The organism is Alphaproteobacteria bacterium, from assembly GCA_040220875.1.
Lineage (GTDB): Bacteria > Pseudomonadota > Alphaproteobacteria > JAVJVX01 > JAVJVX01 > JAVJVX01.
Genome location: JAVJVX010000005.1, coordinates 443479 through 465317, shown reverse-complemented (window position 1 = coordinate 465317; position 21839 = coordinate 443479). Strand labels below are relative to the sequence as shown.

The following is a 21839-nucleotide window of genomic DNA, read 5'->3' as shown; positions in this document are numbered from 1 at the left end:
CGCTCTCAATCGGCGAGGGGAGACAGCCGGCCCAGCGCCACGGGCCCCAGAAACAGGCGGCCCTGTCGCGCTTCAAGGGGCAGTGTCAGCATGGGCGCGCCCCCTTCGCCCTCGGGCTTCGACAGCAAGCCCAGCACCAGTCCCGTCAGCCGCGCATCGTCAGCATCGATCTGCCCGGCCGCGACCAGGATATCGAGGGCCGGCGCAAGGCCCGTGATGCGCGTCTCCAGCACACCTTCGGGTCTGAAATCGGCATCGAGCCCCATATCGCCCTCGGCCATGACCGACAGGGGACCCCAGGCCAGGGAGAAATCGTCGAGGGCGAGCCGGCCGTCCTTGGCGCGCCACGCGGCGAGGCTTTCTCGGTCGTTCCGCGGGATCCCCGGCCGCGCGGTCATGACCAGGCGAAGCTTCTGGACTTCGCGGCCAAGCGCGAACTGCCGCGCCGCCGGTTCGGGCATAACGAGGGTCCGGGCGTCGAGATGCAGCCCGGTTGTCGCGAGGCCGCCCGATTGGCCAGGGTGGGCCCGGTCTTCGTCAAAGGTCAGGGCGAGGGAGAATTGCCCGGCCGCGACCGGTTCGCCCGCGGGGGTCGTGATCGCGAGATCATTGAGGCGAAGCCCGGCCGACGACAGCCGGCCGGTCCCGTCCAGCCGGAGCCGCAGGCTGCCGTCCGACGTATCGAAGCTGGTCCGGCTTTGCTCGCCGGTATCGGCGATGACAAGACGGGAGCGGGGGCCGAGATCGACGCGCAATGTCTGAAAGGGCCAGGGAATCAGAGCCAGGCGGGCCGTGTCGGCCGAGAGGCGCCAAAGCGCCGGGCCTTCGCGCGTAAAGACGGCGCCGGTCAGCCGGACATGAAGATCGAGGGGAAATCCGGCCAGCGAAATCCGGCCTTTTTCGAGACGGAGGCCAAGAAAACCGTCGCTTGAGCGCGCGGCTTCAAGCGCGCCATAGACGGGTGCCACGCGATAGGCCAAGGCCCCGGCTGTGCCCAGAATAACAAGGATAGTGATGAGAATGACGAAGCGCTTGATCGTCATGGAGGGTCGTTCCGTCTGCAGTGTCGGCGGGCCGGCGAGGGTCGCGGGCGCTGGAAGCGCCGGGATGTTCTCCCGGCGCGAGGGAGCCTATATGGTGGCGTCATGAGCGCCAAGGACGGAGATCTGACCAAAACGGGAGAGGCCGGCAAGACAGAGACAGGGCTGTGGGTGTTCGGCTACGGCTCCCTCATGTGGCGGCCCGGATTCCCCCATCTCGAGGCGGTGCCGGCCCGGCTTGAGGGCTATCACCGCCAGCTTTGCGTTTTTTCTAGCAAGCATCGCGGCACGCACAGCCACCCCGGCCTGGTCATGGGTCTGGTGCCGGGCGGGGCCTGCCTCGGCCGGGCCTTCCGCATCGCCTCCGCAGATCGCACCCGCGTGCTCGCCTATCTCGATGACCGGGAGGACGGCTATCCCTACGAGCGCCGGCCGGTCACGGTCGTCCTTCTCGAGGACGGCGCGCGCGTGCGCGCCAGCATTCAGGCCGAAACCTTTCTGCCGGTTACCTCGGACCCGCGTTTCGCCGGCGAGATCGACATTGCCGAAGCGGCGCGCTACGTGCGCCAGGGGGAGGGGGTCAGTGGCGCCTGTTCGGCCTATCTCGCGGCCGCGATCGGTCACTTGCGCGAGATGGGAATCCGGGATGACCGCCTCGAGGCCCTGTACGCCCGCGTGATCGCGGACGCGGACGGGGACGGGGACGGGGTTTCGCCATGACCGGCGCCGCCCTTACCGGCGCGTCGGGCGACGATTTCTGGATTTTCGCCTATGGCTCGCTGCTCTGGGCGCCGGGTTTCGAGGTCGCGGAATCGCGCCCGGCCCGGCTCGAGGGGTATCACCGGGCGTTCTGCATCAAATCCATCGTCTATCGGGGCACGCCGGCGCGGCCGGGCCTGGTCCTTGGCCTGGCGCCGGGTGGCCGGTGTGACGGCCGGCTGTACCGGGTCGTACAGGAAGCGCGCGAGGAGGTTCTGGCTTATCTCCGGCGGCGCGAACAGGTCACCCGCGTCTATCTCGAGCGCATGTTGCCGGTAGCCTGCCCGCCCGGCGGGCCAGTGCGGGCGCTGGTGTTTGTTGCCGATCCCGAGCACCCGCAATATGCCGGCGACCTCGATCTTGAAACGGCGGCGCGCATGATCGTCGGCGCGGAAGGGCCCATGGGGCCGTGTCGTGATTATCTCGAAAACACCTGGGCGCATCTGCGTGCGCTGGAAATCGAGGATGCCGCGCTCGAGGCTCTCGTGGCGCAGGTGCACCGGCTGGCCTAGCCGGGGCCGCCTAGGCGCATCTCGAATAGGTGCAGGACGTGCAGATATCGCAGCCTTCCTGCCGGATGACAGAGAACTGGCCGCATTGCGGGCATTGCCGCAGTCCGGTCCCCGGCTGCGCCGCGCCCGGGCCCAGGCCGGCCGCAACATTCTCCTTCTTTTGCAGAAATCCGATGCGGATCATGTGCTCCTCGATCACGTCGCCGATGGCGGCCAGAAGCGAGGGCACGTAACGGCCGTTCATCCATTGTCCGCCGCGCGGGTCGAAAACGGCCTTGAGCTCGTCCACAACGAAACTGACATCGCCGCCGCGGCGGAACACCGCGCTGATCATCCGTGTCAGCGCCACCGTCCAGGCGAAATGCTCGACATTTTTTGAATTGATGAAGATCTCGAATGGCCGACGTCGCCCGTCCTGGATGACGTCATTCAACGTGATGTATATGGCGTGACTCGAATCCGCCCATTTGATCTTGTAGGTCTGACCGGGCAGGACCTCCGGCCGGTCGAGCGGCTGCGTCATATACACGACCGCTCCGGCGTCGAAGGCGTCGTCGGCCCGACTTTCCGCCGCCGGCGGCGTCAGGGCCAGTTCGGGCTCGGCCAATTCGCCCTCCGCTCCGTCGTCTTCCGGCCCCGTGCCGGCGCGCAGGACCGAGCCCGTGACCTCGTTCGGCCGATAGGTGGTGCACCCCTTGCACCCCGATTCATAGGCCTCGAGATAGACCTCCTTGAACGCCTCGAAAGAAAGCCCGGCCGGGCAATTGATGGTTTTCGAAATCGAGCTGTCGATGAAATCCTGGGCGGCAGCCTGCATGACGATGTGATCGTGCGGCGTCAAACTTTGCGCATCGGTGAAGTAGTCGGGTAGCGGCGCGTCCTCGCCGAACTGGCGGCGGAACTGGCGGTAGGCGAAATCTGTCACGCGTTCCTCGCGCCGCTTGTCGTTCGGCATCAGGACGCTTCGCGTATAGCTGTAGCTGAAGACGGGCTCTATTCCGGACGAGACGTTATCGGCAAAAAGCGAGATCGTACCCGTGGGCGCGATCGAGGTGAGCAGCGCATTACGGATACCGTGGCGGGCAATCTCCTCCCTGAGCGCCGGGTCGAGGGATCGCACCGTTTCGCCCGCGAGATAGGCCTCGGCATCGAACAGCGGGAAAGGTCCCTTCTCCTGCGCCAGCGCCGCCGACGCGCGATAGGCTCCGTCCCGCACGGCCTTCAGCCATGCGCGGGTGAACTTGACGGCCCTGGCGCCGCCGTAACGCGCGCCGCACATGATCAGCGCGTCGGCCAGCCCCGTCACGCCGAGACCGATGCGCCGCTTGGTGCGCGCCTCGTTTGCCTGCGCCTCGAGCGGAAAGTCGGATACGTCGACAACGTTATCCAGCATCCGCACGGCGACGGGAATGATACGTTCCAGTGCGGCCTCATCCAGGCGCGCCTCGTCGGTGAACGGGTCCAGCACCAGCTTGGCCAGGTTGATCGATCCGAGGAGACAGGCGCCATAGGGCGGCAGGGGTTGCTCGCCGCAGGGGTTCGTGGCCGCGATTTCCTCGCAGTAATAGAGATTGTTCCGCTGGTTGATCCGGTCGATGAAAATGACGCCCGGTTCGGCATAGGCGTAGGTGGCGCGCATGATCCTGTCCCACAGCGCGCGCGCCCTGGTGACCGCGTAAACCCGGCCGTCGAACACCAGTTCCCACGAGCCGTCGGACCTGACCGCGTCCATGAAGGCGTCCGTCACGAGCACCGACAGGTTGAACATGCGCAAGCGCCCGGGCTCTTGCTTGGCGTCGATGAACGCCTCGATGTCGGGATGATCGCAACGCAAAGTCGCCATCATGGCGCCGCGCCGACTGCCCGCGCTCATGATCGTCTTGCACATGGCGTCCCAGACATCCATGAACGAGAGCGGCCCCGACGCATCGGCGCCAATCCCCTTGACGGTCGCGCCCCTTGGCCGAAGGGTCGAGAAATCGTATCCGATGCCGCCGCCCTGCTGCATGGTCAGCGCGGCTTCGCGCAGATGGGTGAAAATTCCCGCCATGTCGTCGGGAATGGTGCCCATGACGAAGCAGTTGAACAGCGTGACCCGGCGGCCCGTGCCGGCTCCGGCCAGAATGCGCCCGGCCGGCAGGAAGCGGAAATCCTGAAGCATCTCTTCGAAGCGCGACTCCCACGCCTCGGGCTCCTTTTCGACGCGGGCGAGCGCGCGGGCGACCCGGCGCCAGCTATCGCCGATCTGGCGGTCTTCGCTGGCGCCGGATTCCGGCTTGAAGCGGTATTTCATGTCCCAGATCTGTTGGGAAATGGGGGCGATATCCATCACGTCGTCGGGTCCTGCGCGCTTTCGGGGGCCGGGAGTCTAGGGCGGTTGGCACCGGGGAACAATGTTCTTGTTTTGTCCCGGATTTCCGCGCCATTTTTCCACAGCCGGATCCCCTGATAGGTGGGAATTAACCGGCTGTTGAAAAGGATAATTTCAGATTATCCCCGGGATTCCCGGTTTTCTTTTGCCGGCGGGGCGGGAAAACCCGCCTCGGCCTCGAGCCGGCGGGTGATAGCCTCGATCTCGGCCTCAAGCCGGGCCGAGAAAGTCTTGCGCGCCAGCCCCGCCTCGATCGGCTGACCGATCTCCAGGACGATCTTCCCGGGGTGGCGCAGGAAGCTTCGCCTGGGCCAGAACAGGCCCGAGTTCAGCCCGACCGGCACCACCGGGATATCGAGATGGGCGTAAAGTGCGCTGACACCGGGCTGGTAGCGGCGTGTCTCGCCGGGCGCCACCCGCGTGCCCTCGGGAAAGATCACGATCGGGTCGCCCCGTTCGACCGTCCGCGCGGCCCGGCGCAGAAGCCCGCGCATGGCGCCGGCGCCGCCCCTGCGGTCGACCGGGATATGGCCGAGGCGCCGGCAGGCCCAGCCGTAGAAGGGTATGTGGAGCAACTCTGCCTTCAGCACATAGACCGACCCCGGAATGGCGAGCGCGAAAACGACCGTATCCCAGGCCGATTGATGCTTGGCCGCGACGAGATAGGGACGGGGCGGCAGGCGATCGAGACCGCGAAACTCGAAATCCAGCCGGCAGATGATCTTGAGGCCAAGGAGCACGCCGCGCGCCCAGAGACGGGTGACACGCTCCACCGCGCCGCGGCCGAACAGGATGGCCGGGGTCGCCGTCAAGGCCAGGACTGCCGTAAGGCCGTAGAAATAGGCCTGAAAAAGAAGCGAGCGACACCAGATCATGATCCGGCACCACTCCGGGCCAGGTTATTGCCAGGGGCGGAGGCGGGGCGGTCCGGGGAGGCGGGGGCGTGGCGCGAGAGTCCGCCGCGCAGCCGTGCCAGAAGATATTTATGGAATTCGCTCACAATGAAGCGACCGGTGTTTTTCCAGTCCCACCAGGCAGCGGGATCATAGCCGCCGGGAAAGACCGGATACGGCACGATGGCCTTGCCGGGCATGACGGCGTGAAATTCATACAGGCTGCGCGGCATGTGATAGGCCGCCGTGACGAGGACCAGTCTTTCGAGGCCATGAGTGTCCATCCATCTCCTTGTTTCGCGCGCATTGCCTATCGTGTCGGTGGCCAGGCGGTCCAGCTTGATCCGCGCGTCGGACGGCAGGCCGTTCTCCGTCAGGCTGAGAACGTTGCCGATGTCGTAGCCTGGCCCCACGCCCGAAACCAGCAGCCACTTGCCGTCCCGCCGGTTGAGAAGCTCGATCGCGGCCTCGATCCGGTCGGGCCCGCCGGTAAGCACGACGATGGCGTCCCGGTCCGACAGGGGCCCCACCCGATCGGCCGGATCTGGCGCGGCCGGCAGCCGGCTCGCGAAAAACGCGAGCCCGCCGGCCCACAGCGCGATCGCCGCCAGCCCCGTGAGCAGGACCAGCCTCGACATCCGGCTCACGGAAGCCGCGCCAATGCCCGGCGCACTGTAAGCCGGGCCGAGATCATGGCCGTGCCTGCGCTGACGAGCGGCAGGGTGGCAAGCAGCAGCCAGTGCGGGGGCTCGAGCGACAGGGCGGGCATGAATGCCGCGCCGGAGACGCTGACCCCGAATTGCAGCGCGACGAGCGCGACGAGCGCCACGCCAAGCCCGATCAGCCCCCCTTTCGCGCCGAGGGTCAGGGCATGGTGCTGGAACTGGTCGGCGATATAGCTGTCCGTCGCGCCCATGAGGTGCATAAGATCGATCACATCACGGTGGACGTCCAGCGCCGTCCGGGTGGCAAATACCACCACCAGGACCGCGGCCGTCTGGACAAGGGCGAAGATAACAAAGGCCAGCGCGCCGGCCGCGCGTGCGGCACGGATCAGCCGACCGAACCAGATTCCATGATCGTCCAGCGTGATGCCGGGACTGATTTCGTGAAGCCGGATCTGCAGCGCTGTCAGGTCCAGTGCGCGGGCATCATCGAGCGTGACATCGATCAGCATGGGAAGCGGCAGTTCGTCCACCAGCCCGGCGCGTCCGAGCCATGGTTCGAGCAACGCCATGACCTTTTCTGCCGAAAGCGGCTCGGCCTTGTCGATGCCGGGGATTTCCTCAAGCAGCACGAGGGCGGCGGCCGCCATCTCCGCCTGCTGCGCGGCCCGCTCCGGTGTCGTGGCCGGGATCTCGACCGTGATCGTGCCTTCCAGATCGGTTTCCCACTGGTCTATGACGCCGGCGATGGCAAGCATGAGGGCGAGGGCCAGGGTGGCGAGGAAAACCGTGAACGCGATGATCCAGGGCAGAAAGCGGCTGGACGGATCGCTCGCAAGCGGCAGGTCCAGCCGGCGCGTCCAGAATTTTTTGATGAATGAGGTCAAACCCTCGCTCCGTCCGCGCCGGTTTCGTCGAGCACACCGTTTTCGAGATGCAGGCAGGGATGAGCGAAGTTCTTGACCAGTTGCAGATTATGCGTGGCGATCACCACTGTGGTGCCGGTCTTGTTGAGTTCCTCGAAAAGGAACATGAGCCGATCGGCGATCGCCGAATCGACATTGCCGGTGGGCTCATCAGCCAGCAGCAGGCGGGGCCGGGCGATGATCGCCCGGGCAATTGCAACCCGCTGTTTTTCTCCGCCCGAAAGCGTGCGGGGCTTCGCGTCGATCCGGTCACCGAGCCCGACCCAGCGCAGCAATTCGCACACATGGTCATGCACCTGCTTTGCCGAGGCCCCCGCGATCCGAAGCGGCAGGGCCACGTTGTCCATCGCGGTCAGATGGTCGATGAGGCGGAAGTTCTGAAAGACCACGCCGATCCGGCGGCGCAGAAGCGGAAAGTCGTCGCGCGGTACAGTGGCGATATCCCGGTCAAACAGGGTGATCAGGCCGCGCGTCGGCCGTCGGGCCAGATACATCAGCTTGAGGAGCGAGGATTTGCCGGCGCCGCTGGCGCCGGTCAGATAGCGGAACGAGCCCGGCTCCAGGGTGAAGGAAATGTCGCGCAGGATCTCCGGCCCGGTGCCATAGCGCATGCCGACATTTTCAAACCGAACCATGGATGATGTCACTCACCGCCAGTTGTTCCTCAGGCCCGCCACCCCTTTTGCCCCGTGCGGATGGCCGTTTCCGGGCAGGGCCCGCCGGCCCGGGGCGCCAGCGGGAAGGAAGATCGCACGGGACGGAGGTCGCGGCAATGCAGCGTCGCGCGCCCGGCGCCGGGGCGCGCTTGCGCGCCAAGGGGCTTCTCCTTATAAATCCGGGGGCTTCCTGGAAAGTATCATGATTGTTACCTGCCCCGCCTGCCAGACGAGATTCCGTCTCGACGAACGCGCCGTGGGTCCGTCGGGCCGCCGCCTGAAATGCGGACGATGCCAGCATGTCTGGCGTTACACGCCCCCGGACGGGGGCGAGGGCGCGGCGGCGGCGGAACAGGCGGCGGCGGATCTTGATCTCGACCGCCGGGCGGATCGCGAAATCGTCCCCGCCGGGCGGCGCGCCCGCGGCGCCATGCCCGATGAGCCGCCGTTCCTCAAGGCCGATAAAAGCGCGGGCGCCATGACCGCCGGCTGGGTGCTTCTGGCCGTCACGGTGCTCGGCCTCGTGGCCGGTCTCTTTTTCCTCCAGGACGGGATTGTCGCCAACTGGCCTCAGGCCGAGCGTGCGTATGCCGCCCTCGGTCTCAGCAATCAGGTTACGACGGACGGTTTCGAACTGCGCGACGTGTCGACCCGTCACACGGAAGTGAATGGCGCGCCGGCGCTCGAAGTTTCGGGGCAGCTTATCAACAATTCCGGCGCGGTCCGCCGCCCCCCGTTGTTGCGTGTCGTGGTCCAGGATGAGACCGGCCGCGCTATTCGGGAATGGACGGTCAGCGTCGCGAACACGCGCCTGCTACCGGGCGAAGCGGCCGACTTCTCCTCGGCGCTCGAGAATCCGCCGGCCGGCGCGGCCAATCTCACCTTCTATCTCGTCGCGGCGAAATAGGCCGGGTCCGGGGTATGGCAAAGATCCTGATCGTGGATGATGACGCCACCCTCGGCGAATTCATCCGGCGCGGACTGGAAAAAGCGGGCCACGAACCGGCCTTTGTGAACGACGCCTACGCGGCCCTCGATCGGATGTCGCGCCGGCCCTTCGACGTGCTGCTGACCGACATTGCCATGCCCGAGATGGATGGCATCTCCCTTGCCCTCAAGGCGTCCAACGACCATCCCCGGATCCGGATTATCCTGATGAGCGGCTACGCAGAGGAACGCGAGCGCGCGCATAATCTGGATGCGCTTATCCAGGGGCTCCTGGCCAAGCCCTTTACACTCGAAACGCTGGAAGCGACCATCGCCACGGCGCTGGCCTGACCGCACGGCACTTCAGAAAGGCGTCAGGAGGCGGTCGAGATACTCGCGCTCCTCCTCGGGCCGCGTGCGGTCGCCCGCGCGTCGGCGAAGCTCCTGCAGGATCTGCCAGGCGCGCTGGACCTCAGCCTCTTCGGGGATTTCGACATCCTCCCCCTCGCTGCTCGCCACGCTGCCGGCGCCGCCGCCATAACCCTCGTCCTGGCCGTCGCCGGCCCGGCCCTGACCCTGTTCGGCGAGCTGGCGGTTGAGCGCTTCCCTCAGTTCCTCGGCCCCCGTGCGAAGCTGGTCCAGCGCCTGGCCCTGCTGGTCCAGTGCCGGTTGGCGCTCACCCGCGCCAAGCGCCTCGCCGGCGCCCCGCATGGATCGTTCCGCCCGACCGAGACTTTCCGGGATTTCGCCTGCGCGTTCGCCGAGTTGGCGCATGAAATCGCCAAGCTGGCGACGCAGATTCTCCTGAGCGGCCGCGGCCTCGGGATCGGGTGTGCCGCCGGCCCCGTCGCCGCCCGGCTCGCCCGCATCCTCCGGCGGCTGGTTGCCGGGCTGGCCGTAGGGGTCGGCGAAACCGTCGCGAAACCGCTCGGCAAACCGTTGACCGAGGGGCGTGTCGAAGGGCGGAAAGGCGCCGGTTCCGGGCGGCACGCCAGGTGGCGTTTCGAATGGCGCGCCGGGGGAATTCTCCTGCTGGGCGCGGAAATTTTCGTCCATCAGTTCCTGCTGGCGGCGGGTCAGCCCCTCAAGCCGTTTCAGCGCCTCGCCGGCGAAGCGCTCGAGCGGTCCCTCGGACGCGGCGTCGGCCGTTCGCAGGTTTTCCAGAATATCCTGAAGCTGCGCGAGCATTTTGGCCGCCGCCTCGCGCGCGCCGGTGCGTGACAGGTTCTGGATCTGCTCCATCATGCGCTGGAGATCTTCCGGCCGGATGGTCTCGCCCTCGTCGGCCAGGGCCGATGCGCCCGGTTGCGCCCCCTGGCCGGACTGTGTCCTGGCCAGGGTCGTGAGATAATTGTCGAGCGCGTTCTTCAATTCGTCCATCAACTGATCGAGGGTCTCGGGCGTGACGGTTTCGTCAGCCAGCGCCTCCTGAAGCCGCTCGCGTGCCTCGCGCAGGCGTTGTTCGGCGCTGCCGACTTCGCCCTCCTCGATCCGGAGCGCCGCGTCCCAGAGGAGTCGCATGATTTCCTGGCGTGTCTCGGCCCCGGGGTTACGCAGGAGCCGGGCGCGCGCCGCACTCAGGGACAGGCTGACGACGCTGTCGTTCCCGTACTCCTCGGGCGCGCTGGCGATGGTTTCGAGCGCGCCCGCGATGGATTGCGCGTCTTTGGGCGAGGTCACGAGGCGTTTGCGCTGCTCGACGATGGCGCGGGCCACGGGATGGCGAAAAATTCGCTCGGGCAGCACGACAAGTTCAGGCGCGCTCACGCCCTGCTGTTTTTTCCCGTCGCGCGCGATGAGACGAATCTTGGTTGGCAGCCCGGCCCAGGGATGGGACGTCAGGTCGTGGTAGCCGGTACCCGTCACATCGGCCTCGTGCGGATTATTGATCGGGAGGTCGAGAACGAGTTTTTCTCCCGTGATCTTGTCCGCACGTTCGATCCGCGCCCGGACATCGGCGACGCCGAAATCGTCACGCGCCTCGAAACTGACCTTGAGCGCCTTGCGCCCGGTTGGCAGCGGACGCTCGGCGAAGACGATCTCGGGCGGGGTATCGGCGTCGATCAGGAGGAGGCGCTCGAAGAGAACGCGGCCGCCCTGGCGGATGACGAGAGAGGTGCCGCCGTCAAGGCGCGTTTCGAGCTGGTAGCTCGAGCCGCCGAGGGACTCGAAATCGAGCCGGGCCTGGTCCACCTCCAGTTGCGGTTGCCCGGAACCGCCGGTGACATGGGCGAGAAGACGGCTGCCCTCCAGCACTTCCAGCGGCTCGGCGCTTCGTGACGGGGCCCTGTGTCCACCCAGATAGAGGGGCGCCGCGCCACTGTAATCGGGCGGCGTGATCCAGAGCGCGACCTCGGACGGAGTGATGCCGCCCGCCTCGCGGCCCGGCGCGAAACCGCTGAGCAGACGCGTGCCCGGTGCTTCGAGGCCGATCAGGCCGATCAGGAGGGCGAAGGCGAGGACGGCCCTGAGGCCATAGGGATCCTGTTTTTCCAGGCTGGCCCGCGGCCGGCCGATCCTGAGCCGGCCAAGCGCCGCCCGCGCCGCTGCCTGGTGCTGGCGCCAGAGCGCTTCAGTCCCGCGATCGCCGCCCGCCGTGTCGAACGGCGTATCGGCCAGCGCGGTGAGCGGGCGATGAGCGAGACCGCTTTCGCGTTCCAGGCGGTGACGGGCGGCCGCCAGGTCCGGCCAGGGGATCGTCGCCACGACCCTGTAGACCAGCACCGTCAGCCCGGCGCCGTAAAGCAGCAGGACGATGACGTGAAGCCAGGTTGGCAGCCAGGCCAACACGCCATAAAGGGCGGCGGCGAGGAAGGCGCCGATGGCGAGCGTGACCGGCCAGAAGCGCGGCCAGGCGCGCTGCCAGATTTCCGCCAGCCAGGCCAGCGCCAGCGTCAGGGCGTAGCCCGGCCGGGCATCGCCGGTTTTCCATGTCTCGCGCGCTTGGCCGAGCGCGCCCGCGAAGCGCGACACGAACCCACCCTCGCGCCGCTTCTGGGCCATCAGCCTTTCCCCGCGACCTTCTTTGGTGGCACCGCCTGGCGAGGCCGGGCCTCCAGCCAGGGGGCAAACCGGTCAGCCGCGAGAAGATCGGCCACCTCCTCGCGCGGCCGGATGATGGCGAAATTGTCGCCCTCGACCAGGATCTCGGGTGCTCGCGGGCGCGTGTTGTAATTGGAGGCCATGACCGCGCCATAGGCGCCGGCGGACCGGATCGCCAGGAGATCACCCGCTGCCGTCTCGGGCAGGAGTCGGCCGGTGGCGAAGGCGTCCCCCGTCTCGCAGACCGGTCCCACCACATCCACCGGCTTGAGGTGTGCGGGATCGGCAGGGGCGCTCACCGGCTGGATGGCGTGATAGGCGTCGTACAGGGCCGGACGAAGCAGATCGTTCATGGCCGCGTCCACGATCACGAAATTCCGGGTGCCCGATTCCTTCACATACTCGACGCGCGTGACCATCACGCCGGCATTGCCGACAAGGGCGCGGCCCGGCTCCAGCACGATCTCGCAATCGAGATCGGCCATGGTCGTGCGGACCACATCGGCATAGGCCGCCACTGCGGGTGGTGTGTCTTCTGCCTCGTCGTAACGCACCCCGAGTCCGCCGCCGAGATCGACCCGCGAGACCGTCAGGCCGGTAGCGCGCAGGGCCGTGACGAAATCCGCGACCCGGGTGAAGGCGTGGCGAAAGGGGGCCAGCCCGAGAAGCTGGGACCCGATATGGACTGCGACGCCCACCGGGCGCACGCCGGGCATCGCAATAGCCGCGGCGTAGGCATCCATGGCCTGGTCCATGGTGATGCCAAATTTGTTTTCACGCATGCCTGTGGTGATCTTGGCGTGAGTCCGTGCATCCACATCAGGATTGATGCGCAAGGCGATATCAACCGACTTGCCGGCCTCTTCCGCCACCGCCGAAATCGCCTCCAGCTCGGGCACCGATTCCACGTTGATCTGCAGCACGCCGATTTCGATTGCCTGCCGGATTTCCGCCCGCGTCTTACCCACGCCTGAAAACACGATCCGCTCGGGCAGCATCCCCGCCTCGAGCGCACGGGCAAGCTCACCCCCCGAAACCACGTCGGCACCCGCCCCCATCCCGGCCAGCAAGCGCAGCACCGACAGGTTGGAATTCGCCTTAACGGCAAAACACAGGGTCACCGGATCGTTCCGGAACGCCTCTTCGAACGCGCCGTAGGCATGGCGGATCGCGGCCGTCGAATAGCAGTAGAAGGGCGTGCCCACCTCCGACGCGAGGCGGGCGAGCGAAACGTCCTCGGCCATGAGTTGGCCGTCCCTGTAGACGAACTCATCCATGTGGATAGGTCCTCGGATACTCTTTCTCGCTGTCCGGCGGGACTTCCAGTCTTCCTTTCTTGCCGCAGCCCGCAAGCCCGCCGAGCATGGCGAGGGCCAGCACGACGGCCACGACCCCGGCTGCCGCGCGCCCGATCATGAGAGGAAGCGCTCGCGCGCGGCCAGAATGGCCCGCCGGACGTTTTCGGGTGCCGTGCCGCCCTGGCTGGTGCGCGAGGCGACCGACGCGTCGACGCTGAGGACCCTGAACACGTCCTCGGTGATGCCGGGCTCGACCACCTGCATGTCCGCGAGGCTCAGCCCGTCCAGCGCAACGCCTTTTTCCTCCGCCGCCCGGACCAGCGCGCCGGTCACATGATGGGCCTGGCGAAACGGCAGGCCAAGCCGGCGTACCAGCCAGTCAGCCAGATCGGTTGCGGTGGCGTGCCCCCGGCCGGCCTCTTCGCGCAGTCGTTCCTTCGAGACCGTGAGATCGCTGACCATGCCGGTCATGGCCGCGAGACACAGCGACAATGTGCCGGTGGCATCGAACACCGGTTCCTTGTCCTCCTGCATGTCCTTGCTGTAGGCGAGCGGCAGCCCCTTAAGGACGACCAGCACGGTCTGGAGCGCGCCAATCACCCGCCCGCTCTTGCCGCGTACCAGCTCGGCCGCGTCGGGATTGCGCTTTTGCGGCATGATGGAGCTGCCGGTCGAAAAGTTGTCCGAGAGCGTGACAAAGCCGAAGGGCGCGCTGGACCACACGACGAGCTCTTCTGCCAGGCGCGAGAGATGGACCGCCGCAATCGACAGCACGGCCAGGAACTCGGCCGCGAAATCACGTGCCGAGACGGCGTCGATGGAATTGGCCATCGGCCGCTCGAAGTCGAGCTCTCGGGCGGTCGATTCACGGTCGATGGGGAAGGACGTGCCGGCGAGCGCTGCCGATCCGAGGGGCGATTCGTTGACCCTGGCCCGGCAGTCGCGCGCGCGCGACCGGTCCCGGCCGAACATTTCACAATAGGCGAGGAGGTAATGGCCAAGCGTCACGGGCTGGGCCGTCTGCAAATGCGTGAAGCCCGGCATCACCGTTTCCGCATGCTCCTCGGCCCGTGTGATCAGCGCGTCCTGCAAATCGCGGAGATGCCCGTCGATCCGATCGATGGCGTCGCGCACCCAGAGGCGAAAGTCGGTTGCCACCTGGTCGTTCCGCGAGCGCGCGGTGTGAAGCCGCCCGGCGGCGTCGCCGATCAGCCCGGCCAGGCGAGATTCGACATTCATATGGATGTCTTCGAGCGCGCGCTCAAACCGGAAGCTGCCGTCCTCGATTTCCGCGAGCACGGTATCGAGCCCGGCGAGAATGGAATTCCCGTCCGCCTCGGAGATGATCTTTTGCCGGACGAGCATGGCGCAATGGGCCCGGCTTGCGCGGATATCCTCGGCATACAGCGCCCGATCGAAGTCTATGGACGGGTTGATCGCCGCCATCGCCTCGCCCGGCCCGCCGGTAAACCGCCCGCCCCACATCCGGTTGGGGGCTGCTTCGGCGGCCCGGCCCGTGCCGGCTTCTTTTCCGCCGTTTTCTGTTCCGGTTGTCTTTTTCACCATCTTTTCCGTACAACAGGGGATGTCGAAGCCGGCCCGGCGGCCGGTACGCCCGAGGTGTCGCCCCGTGAAAAAATCCGCTCCGATCGTAGCATCGCTGACCCTGGCAGGCCTCCTTCTTGCGGGGCTCTTCGCAATTTTTTGGGGGCCCTCAATATCACGGGGGCCCGAGCGGGACCAGCGTCCCGCCGCGTCCGGGCCGGGGACGGCCGGGCCGGCCCTGCCGGCGGCGGCCGAGAACCCCTTCGCCCCCCGGCGGGGCGGGAAAACGGCCCGGCCGGCGCTGATGCCCGCCATACCGTTTTTCGACCGCGACGGCGCGCCCGTGACCTTTGAAGATTACAGCGGCAAGGTCGTGCTGGTGAATTTCTGGGCGACATGGTGCGCCCCTTGCGTGGCCGAGATGCCGTCGCTCGACCGGCTCGAAAGCAAGCTGGGGGGTGCCGATTTCGCAGTGCTGCCCATTTCGCAGGACCGCGAGGGGGTGGAGAAGGTGGCGGCCTGGTACACCCGAATCGGGATTGCCCGCCTGCCGATCCTGATCGACCGGCAAGGGCAGCTTGCCCGTGAACTCGGGCTCACCGGCCTGCCGACCTCGTACCTGCTCGACCGGCAGGGTCAGATCGTGGGCAAGTTCCTGGGCAGCGCGGAATGGGATTCACCGGAAATGCTCGCGTTTTTCCGGACGGTGATCGAGGACGGGCCCGAGGGCGCGGATCCTGACCTTGTGCCCGAGGCAACCGGACCAAGGCAGACCCGGCGCCCGGATCCGCGGGCCGGCGCCCCCGGATTGTCCTAGCGGGTCGGGATCGGCGTCGGCCCCGCGTAATCGTAAAAGCCCCGCCCGGCCTTGCGGCCAAGCCAGCCCGCTTCGACATATTTCACGAGCAGCGGACAGGGCCGGTACTTGCTGTCGGCCAGCCCCTCGTAAAGCACCTGCATGACGGCGAGGCAGGTATCGAGCCCCACGAAATCGGCCAGTTCCAGCGGGCCCATCGGGTGGTTGGCGCCCAGTTTCATGGCCGTGTCGATGGCTTCAACCGAGCCCACGCCCTCGTAAAGCGTATAAATCGCCTCGTTGATCATGGGCAGCAGGATGCGGTTGACGATAAAGGCCGGAAAATCTTCCGCCGTTGCGGGGGTCTTGCCGAGCTTGAGCGTGAGGTCGTGGATCGCCCGGAAAGTGTCCTCGTCGGTCGCAATCCCGCGGATCAGCTCCACCAACTGCATCACCGGAACCGGATTCATGAAATGCATGCCCATGAACTTCTCCGGCCGCCCCGTCTCGGATGCGAGCCGGGTGATCGAAATCGATGAGGTATTGGAGGCGATGAGCGTCTTTTCGGGCAGTTGCGGGCTAAGTTCGCGGAAAATATCCAGCTTGACCGCCTCGTTTTCCGTTGCGGCCTCGATCACGAGATCGCATTCGCCGAATGATCCGAGCCCCGTCGCCCGCGCGATCCGGGCGAGCGCGGCCGCCTTGTCATCGGCCGAAATCGCGCCTTTGGATTCCTGGCGTGCGAGGTTCTTCTCGATGACCGCGATCCCGGCCGTTACCCGGTCCTCGGACACGTCGGACAGCACGACGTCGAGTCCGGCCAGCGCGCAGACATGGGCGATTCCGCTGCCCATCTGACCGGCTCCGACGACGCCGATTTTCTGTAATGTGGTCATCCCCTTGTCTCCAGAAAAGATTTGAAATCGGGCATGGGCCTTCCGGGCCTCACGCCGTGCCCCCGTTGTGTTTGTCCAGCTCGGCTGCCAGCGCCGGCAGGGCTTCGAACAGGTCGGCCACCAGCCCGTAATCCGCCACCTCGAAAATCGGCGCATCCTCGTCCTTGTTGATGGCGACGATCACCTTGCTGTCCTTCATGCCGGCGAGGTGCTGGATAGCCCCCGAAATGCCGACGGCGATATAAAGTTCTGGCGCAACGATCTTGCCGGTTTGGCCGACCTGGTAGTCGTTCGGGACGAATCCCGCGTCGACCGCCGATCGAGAGGCGCCGATCGCGGCCCCCAGCTTGTCCGCGACCTCTTCCAGCAATTTGAAATTTTTGCCGTCGCCCATGCCCCGCCCGCCCGAAATGACGACGCGGGCGCTGGTCAGTTCCGGACGCTCGGACCGGGTAAGCTCGGCCCCGACGAAGGCAACGCGTCCCCCGGCGGCGGTGGGTTCGGGCAGGGCGAGCGCCTCGATCGCCGCGGCGCCCGCGCTCTTCGGGGCGGCCGGAAAGGCTGTTGGCCGGATGGTCAGAATTTTTTTCAAATCATTTGGGCGCACGGTGGCAATGGCGTTGCCGGCATAGATCGGCCGGTCGAAACTGCCGTCCCCGTTTATTGCGATGACATCGGAAACCGGGGCCACATCCAGGAGCGCCGCCACCCGGGGCAGCAGGTTCTTGCCGAACGTGCTGGCCGGTGCGAGGACGGCATCGAAGGCCCCGGCCGCGGCCGCGGCCACGGGGGCCATCACTTCGGCCAGCAGGCCCGCGAAGCGGGGGTCGTCGGCCGCGATCACGCGGCCCACACCCTCGATCGCCGCCGCCTCCTCCGCCACCGCGCCGATCTCTTCTCCCATCACCAGGATCGCGACCTCGTCGGACAATTGCCGGGCGGCCGAGATGGTGTTGAGAATGCCGGGCCTGAGTCGGCCCGCTTCGTGTTCGGCTATGACCAGCGCCGCCATCAGAGGACTCCCGCTTCATCAGCGAGCTTTTCGACGAGCTCCGCGACATTCGCTACCTTGCGGCCACCCTGGCGCGGATCTGGCTCGCGCACTTTCAGCGTTTCCATCCGTGGCGCCGTCTCGATATCCAGATCGGCCAGCGCGATCGTGTCCATCGGCTTTTTCTTGGCCTTCATGATATTGGGCAGCGAGGCGTAGCGCGGCTCGTTGAGCCGCAGATCCGCAGTCACGACCGCCGGCAGCGAGAGTGCAAGGGTCTCCAGTCCGCCGTCGATTTCGCGGGTGACCGTCGCCTTTCCGTCAGCGATCTCCAGCTTCGAGGCGAAGGTGCCTTGCGGCCAGTCCAGAAGGGCGGCCAGCATCTGGCCCGTCTGGTTGGAATCGTCATCGATCGCCTGCTTGCCCATGATGACCAGGTCCGGGCTTTCGCGGCCGACAAATTCGCGCAGCACCTTGGCGACGGCCAATGGCTCGATCATCTCGGTTGTTTCGATCAGGAGGGCACGGTCGGCGCCAATGGCCATGGCCTGACGCAACGTGTCGCCCGCCTCGGCCGGGCCGATTGAGATTGCCACGATCTCGTCCGCGAGCCCGGCTTCCTTCAGCCGGACGGCTTCCTCGACGGCAATTTCGTCGAAGGGGTTCATGGCCATTTTCACATTCGCGAGGTCGACCCCGCTCTGGTCCGCCTTGACGCGCACCTTCACGTTGTAGTCGATCACCCGCTTAACGGTGACTAGAACCTTCATGTATCTCGCGTCAGCCAGGTCCGGTGATGGTCCGGACGATTTTTATTCGGGCGCCCGCCGGGGCCGCTGAGGGTGCGGTTCGGGGGCGGGTGGTTGAAGCCACCTTATGTTGCGGTGCAAAATAAGTCTTGGGACGTTTCGTGTCAATTCGAGGACAATCGTCCCATATCCGTTAGCCGGCGCGCTTTTTTGCGCCCGCCCGGCGGTCAGCGATGCTTGCCCGGTACCCAGAGCACGTCGTCGGCGCCCCGGTTGGCCGCATGGCGGGCCAGGACGAACAGCAGGTCGGACAGCCGGTTCAAATACCTGAGTGCCGCCCCGCCCACTTTCTCCGTCTCGGCCAGATGGCTCGTCACCCGTTCCGCCCGGCGGACCACGGTGCGCGCCAGATGAAGCCGGGTGGTGGTCGCCGAGCCTGCCGGTAGGATGAAGGACTCGAGCGGCGCCAGCGCGGCGTTGAATTCGTCGATCCGCTCCTCCAGCCAGACGACCTGCCCCTCCACGATCCGCAGCGGCTCGAACTCTTTCGGGTCCGACGGCATGCCCAGATCGGCGCCCAGATCAAACATGTCGTTCTGTATGCGCGACAGCAGGGCATCGATGTCGGACGCCGCGTCGAGCCGGGCGAAGCCGATCATGGCGTTGGCCTCGTCCACGGCGCCGATCGCCTCGACGCGGAGCGCATGTTTGGCCAGGCGCGTGCCGTCGCCCAGGGACGTCTCGCCCTGGTCGCCCCCGCGCGTGTAAATTTTCGTCAATCGGACCACGTCGTCTCCGGGGCCGGTCTATCAGGCCGTGCCAAAAAACACGGCGAATAACACAAGCAGCATCACGGTCAGCGCCTGAAGCAGCACGCGCAGGCGCATCAGCTTGTTGGATCGCGACATGCCCTGGCCCCTCGCCGAGCCGCCGCTTCTGGCGAGCACGATGACGCCAAGGATGAGAACGACCGTGGTGGCGAGGACGCCGGCACCGATCAGATAGGGAAAGAGGTCTGGGATCTGGGCCAATGATTGCTCCCGGGCCGGTAATGTCGGCCGCCGGCGACAGGCGGGCGGCCGAGGGACGAGAGCTTAACGGGCCGCGCGCGCGGCGGAAAGGGGCGGCTGGTCGCAGGCCGCCCCTGGCTAGGTATCGAGTTCGGGCCCGGCCGCGCGGAACTCGGGCGGGATATTTACGGGCCAGGGCTCGGCCGTGCGAAAATTGGCGCCCTGGCGCGAGATCCGGAGAGGATGCAGCGTATTGGCGAGATAGCGCAGCATATCGTCCTGATGCTCCGGCGGCGCGGCCGCCCAGGTGACGGACAGGTTGCGCAGCCCGTCGGGGGTGCGGCCGGCAAGTTCGCGGCGTACGGCAGCGAGATGGCCTCCCAGGTCGTTGCTGAGGCCGATTTCCAGGCTGCGGGCGAGGAAGGCGCCGACGCCGACGAGATAGAGTCCGCTGATGCCCGCGACCTGCGGGCTGGCGAGATCGATGCCGCTGAAACGATACAGGCAGCCGGTTTCCGTGCGATGCCATTCCAGAGTGAGGCGGGGCCGGCGGGGCCGAACCGGGGCCTGGGCCTGGGCCTGAGTCACCGGGGTCATGGGACAAGCTCCTTTCAACAATTTCCATCGGGCGGGCGGTGTCCCGGTCCCCATTCCGGAAATTGCCAGCGCCATTTTTTCGACAGTTCATCCCGGCGGCTTTTCCGCCGGGCCCGTCGGCTGACGCGATCCCCAAAATCGACGTGCCCTAACGCGTAATCCCTGTCCCCCAACCTTGCCAGTTCGCCGAAATCTAAACAGAAATGGTTAACAAAGCCCTAAGGGAACCAACCATAACTATATGAAAAATATGACAAGACGATGTTCTATCCACAAGTTTTTCCACAGGCTCGCCCCGTGCTCCCCCTGTGCTTCGCCCCGTGCTTCGCCCCATGCTTCGCCCCGTGCTTCGATCGGGGGGCAGGTCAAAACGGCCGCGGGGGGTTGGGGCGATCACGCGGGTTTCCCGCGTTCTTCCCTTTGATCTTGCGCCGGATATGGTCGAAAAAGCAGGCATGACCCGCCTCGCCCGCCATATCGATGCCTGCAACCGGTTCCGCACGGCCGATTTCCTGCCCTTCGAGGTGGCCGGCCGGGTCGCTGGCGCCGTGCGGCGCAGGGACCTGGGCGACCTGGCGGGGCTCGAGGAAATCCTTGAGATCGGGCCCGACAGGGTCCGGCTTCCGGGTTGCCTCGACACCCCGGCAAAGCGAACCGAGGCGCTGTTGACGGCGGCGCGCGCCCTGGTCGCGGCCGGCCGGCTGCGGCGGCTCAGGGACGAGCCCTATATCGTCACCGCCGATGACCACCTGCCGGAAATGACCGGGCGGCCGGCTCTTTGCGAACTGGACCGGGCCGCCGTTCCGTTTTTCGGTACCCGCGGCTGGGGCGTTCATGTCAACGGCTTCCTGCGCAAGGGGGGCGAGATCCTGATGTGGGTGGCCGAGCGCGCGCGGCACAAGACGACCTATCCGGGCCGGCTCGACAACATGGTGGCGGGCGGCCAGCCCGCCTCGCTCGGCATCGCGGAGAACCTGATCAAGGAGGCGGGCGAAGAGGCAAGCATCCCGGCGGCGCTGGCGCGGCAGGCGCGGCCCGTCGGTGCGATCTCCTATAATGTGGACACGCGCGCGGGATTGCGGTGCGATGTGATCTATGCGTTCGATCTGGAATTGCCGCGCGATTTCGTCCCCGTCCCGGATGATGGGGAAGTGGCGGCCTTCCACCTGATGACGGGCACTGAAGCGCTCGACATCGTGCGCACCACGGATCGCTTCAAGTTCAACTGCAATCTGGTGGTGATCGATTTCGCCCTTCGTCATGGCCTTATAGGTCGGGACCATCCCGAATACGAGGCGCTTCGCGACGGGCTCCGCCGGCCGCCCGCCTTTCGCGAAATCGCCCGCCAGCGGCCGGCCACGTCACACTGAGGCTTCATCCTGCGTTTTTGAAGAGATCGAGATCGCTCATGCCACCCAGCCCGTCCCGCACCCTGCCTCTGCCAGGTCCCGAACTGGGCCCTGCCGCCGGTGGGCGGGCGGCGGCGCTCGTCATCCTGCTGCATGGTGTCGGTGCCAATGGCGACGACCTGATCGGTCTCGCGCCCCATCTGGCGTCCGCCTTGCCGGATGCCCGCTTCATCGCGCCGGACGCGCCCGAGGCGTTTCCTTATCAGCCGATGGGCGGACGGGCACGGCAATGGTTTCCTGTCGACGATATGGATTTGCATCGTCTCGCGCGCGAAGCGGAGCGCGCCCGCCCGGTCCTCGAAGCATATATCGAGGCGGCCCTCGCGCGCGACGGCCTGGCCCCCCGGCATCTTGCTCTCGTCGGTTTCTCGCAGGGCGCGATGATGGCTCTGGCGGCGGCGCTGGCGCGCGTCGACCCCGTCGCGGCGGTGGTTTCATTTTCAGGCGCGCATCTGGGGGCGGTTCGACCGGATGTTGCACATCCGCCGGTGCTGCTGGTGCATGGCGCGGCCGACACGGTCGTCCCGGCGCACGCGCTCGACATGACGCGGGAGAGCCTCTGGGCGGCGGGTGTCGATGTCACGGCGCATCTGCGCCCCGGTCTCGGCCACGGCATCGATCCCGAGGCCTTGGCCCTGGCGCGCGATTTTCTGGTGGCCCGACTGGCGCCCGGAAAGTCCATCGGCTGAACGCGATCTGACTTGGTGTTTGTCCGGCTACTCCGTCGGGCACGCCCGCTTCGCTATTTGGTATTTAA

23 protein-coding genes are annotated in these 21839 nt (G+C 66.6%); 7 read left to right on the top strand and 16 right to left on the bottom strand.

Annotation, left to right across the window (positions count from 1 at the left end):
- Positions 1–5 precede the first annotated feature (5 nt).
- Complete coding sequence (locus tag RLQ26_04490; GenBank protein MEQ9087981.1) at positions 6–1043, bottom strand: DUF2125 domain-containing protein; 1038 nt, start codon at positions 1041–1043, stop codon at positions 6–8.
- Between the two features lie 102 nt (positions 1044–1145).
- On the opposite strand from RLQ26_04490, the gene RLQ26_04485 reads away from it, so the two are divergent.
- Together RLQ26_04485 and RLQ26_04480 are read left to right on the top strand one after the other, a co-directional pair.
- The gene (locus tag RLQ26_04485) at positions 1146–1760 is read left to right on the top strand and encodes a gamma-glutamylcyclotransferase (protein MEQ9087980.1); all 615 of its coding nucleotides are present in this window, start codon (positions 1146–1148) and stop codon (positions 1758–1760) included.
- Positions 1757–2311: a gamma-glutamylcyclotransferase gene (locus RLQ26_04480; GenBank protein ID MEQ9087979.1), complete on the top strand. Its 555-nt coding sequence runs from the start codon at positions 1757–1759 to the stop codon at positions 2309–2311. Before RLQ26_04485 ends, RLQ26_04480 begins: the two co-directional genes overlap by 4 nt.
- Positions 2312–2321: 10 nt before the next feature.
- Here RLQ26_04480 and RLQ26_04475 read toward each other — a convergent pair whose 3' ends face one another.
- The 5 genes from RLQ26_04475 to ftsE all read right to left on the bottom strand — a co-directional run bounded on the left by RLQ26_04475 (position 2322) and on the right by ftsE (position 7801).
- Positions 2322–4640 carry an adenosylcobalamin-dependent ribonucleoside-diphosphate reductase gene (locus RLQ26_04475; GenBank protein MEQ9087978.1) on the bottom strand — a complete coding sequence of 773 codons (2319 nt, stop codon included), beginning with the start codon at positions 4638–4640 and terminating at the stop codon, positions 2322–2324.
- Positions 4641–4801: 161 nt separating this feature from the next.
- Positions 4802–5557 carry a lysophospholipid acyltransferase family protein gene (locus RLQ26_04470; protein ID MEQ9087977.1) on the bottom strand — a complete coding sequence of 252 codons (756 nt, stop codon included), beginning with the start codon at positions 5555–5557 and terminating at the stop codon, positions 4802–4804.
- Positions 5554–6213 carry a YdcF family protein gene (locus RLQ26_04465; GenBank protein ID MEQ9087976.1) on the bottom strand — a complete coding sequence of 220 codons (660 nt, stop codon included), beginning with the start codon at positions 6211–6213 and terminating at the stop codon, positions 5554–5556. The genes RLQ26_04470 and RLQ26_04465 overlap by 4 nt, the downstream gene beginning before the upstream one ends.
- A gap of 5 nt (positions 6214–6218) precedes the next feature.
- Positions 6219–7127: an FtsX-like permease family protein gene (locus tag RLQ26_04460; GenBank protein MEQ9087975.1), complete on the bottom strand. Its 909-nt coding sequence runs from the start codon at positions 7125–7127 to the stop codon at positions 6219–6221.
- On the bottom strand, positions 7124–7801 hold the full coding sequence (ftsE, locus tag RLQ26_04455; protein MEQ9087974.1) for a cell division ATP-binding protein FtsE: 678 nt from the start codon (positions 7799–7801) through the stop codon (positions 7124–7126). Before ftsE ends, RLQ26_04460 begins: the two co-directional genes overlap by 4 nt.
- A gap of 223 nt (positions 7802–8024) precedes the next feature.
- Between ftsE and RLQ26_04450 the strand changes: the two genes are divergently transcribed.
- Positions 8025–8729 (top strand): DUF3426 domain-containing protein, encoded by a 705-nt coding sequence (locus RLQ26_04450; GenBank protein ID MEQ9087973.1) that lies wholly within the window; start codon positions 8025–8027, stop codon positions 8727–8729.
- 14 nt (positions 8730–8743) lie between these two features.
- Positions 8744–9100, top strand: a complete 357-nt coding sequence (locus tag RLQ26_04445) for a response regulator (protein ID MEQ9087972.1) — start codon at positions 8744–8746, stop codon at positions 9098–9100.
- Positions 9101–9112: 12 nt separating this feature from the next.
- Here RLQ26_04445 and RLQ26_04440 read toward each other — a convergent pair whose 3' ends face one another.
- Genes RLQ26_04440 through argH form a run of 4 tightly spaced genes read right to left on the bottom strand, consistent with a single transcriptional unit; the run spans position 9113 to position 14574 of the window.
- Entirely contained in the window at positions 9113–11752 is a 2640-nt protein-coding gene (locus RLQ26_04440; GenBank protein ID MEQ9087971.1) for a TIGR02302 family protein, read from the bottom strand.
- Positions 11752–13068, bottom strand: coding sequence for a diaminopimelate decarboxylase (lysA, locus tag RLQ26_04435; GenBank protein ID MEQ9087970.1), 1317 nt, complete (start codon positions 13066–13068; stop codon positions 11752–11754). The genes RLQ26_04440 and lysA overlap by 1 nt, the downstream gene beginning before the upstream one ends.
- Positions 13061–13207, bottom strand: a complete 147-nt coding sequence (locus tag RLQ26_04430; GenBank protein ID MEQ9087969.1) for a hypothetical protein — start codon at positions 13205–13207, stop codon at positions 13061–13063. Before RLQ26_04430 ends, lysA begins: the two co-directional genes overlap by 8 nt.
- On the bottom strand, positions 13204–14574 hold the full coding sequence (gene argH / locus RLQ26_04425; GenBank protein ID MEQ9087968.1) for an argininosuccinate lyase: 1371 nt from the start codon (positions 14572–14574) through the stop codon (positions 13204–13206). Before argH ends, RLQ26_04430 begins: the two co-directional genes overlap by 4 nt.
- Positions 14575–14938: 364 nt before the next feature.
- Here argH and RLQ26_04420 point away from each other — a divergent pair, with 364 nt between their 5' ends.
- On the top strand, positions 14939–15451 hold the full coding sequence (locus tag RLQ26_04420; GenBank protein MEQ9087967.1) for a TlpA disulfide reductase family protein: 513 nt from the start codon (positions 14939–14941) through the stop codon (positions 15449–15451).
- On the opposite strand, the gene RLQ26_04415 is transcribed toward RLQ26_04420, so the two are convergent.
- The 6 genes from RLQ26_04415 to RLQ26_04390 all read right to left on the bottom strand — a co-directional run bounded on the left by RLQ26_04415 (position 15448) and on the right by RLQ26_04390 (position 19673).
- Positions 15448–16326, bottom strand: a complete 879-nt coding sequence (locus tag RLQ26_04415) for a 3-hydroxybutyryl-CoA dehydrogenase (protein MEQ9087966.1) — start codon at positions 16324–16326, stop codon at positions 15448–15450. The genes RLQ26_04420 and RLQ26_04415 overlap by 4 nt on opposite strands.
- A 49-nt stretch (positions 16327–16375) precedes the next feature.
- The gene (locus RLQ26_04410; protein ID MEQ9087965.1) at positions 16376–17338 is read right to left on the bottom strand and encodes an FAD-binding protein; all 963 of its coding nucleotides are present in this window, start codon (positions 17336–17338) and stop codon (positions 16376–16378) included.
- Positions 17338–18087, bottom strand: coding sequence for an electron transfer flavoprotein subunit beta/FixA family protein (locus RLQ26_04405; protein ID MEQ9087964.1), 750 nt, complete (start codon positions 18085–18087; stop codon positions 17338–17340). The genes RLQ26_04410 and RLQ26_04405 overlap by 1 nt, the downstream gene beginning before the upstream one ends.
- Before the next feature lie 206 nt (positions 18088–18293).
- The gene (locus RLQ26_04400; protein MEQ9087963.1) at positions 18294–18854 is read right to left on the bottom strand and encodes a cob(I)yrinic acid a,c-diamide adenosyltransferase; all 561 of its coding nucleotides are present in this window, start codon (positions 18852–18854) and stop codon (positions 18294–18296) included.
- A 21-nt stretch (positions 18855–18875) separates the two neighbouring features.
- Positions 18876–19097, bottom strand: coding sequence for an HIG1 domain-containing protein (locus RLQ26_04395; GenBank protein ID MEQ9087962.1), 222 nt, complete (start codon positions 19095–19097; stop codon positions 18876–18878).
- Between the two features lie 117 nt (positions 19098–19214).
- Positions 19215–19673 (bottom strand): hypothetical protein, encoded by a 459-nt coding sequence (locus RLQ26_04390; GenBank protein MEQ9087961.1) that lies wholly within the window; start codon positions 19671–19673, stop codon positions 19215–19217.
- A gap of 437 nt (positions 19674–20110) precedes the next feature.
- Here RLQ26_04390 and RLQ26_04385 point away from each other — a divergent pair, with 437 nt between their 5' ends.
- A complete protein-coding gene (locus tag RLQ26_04385; protein MEQ9087960.1) occupies positions 20111–21043 on the top strand; it encodes a DUF4743 domain-containing protein in 933 nt (310 codons plus the stop codon).
- 38 nt (positions 21044–21081) lie between these two features.
- A complete protein-coding gene (locus RLQ26_04380; GenBank protein MEQ9087959.1) occupies positions 21082–21771 on the top strand; it encodes an alpha/beta fold hydrolase in 690 nt (229 codons plus the stop codon).
- Positions 21772–21839: the final 68 nt, after the last annotated feature.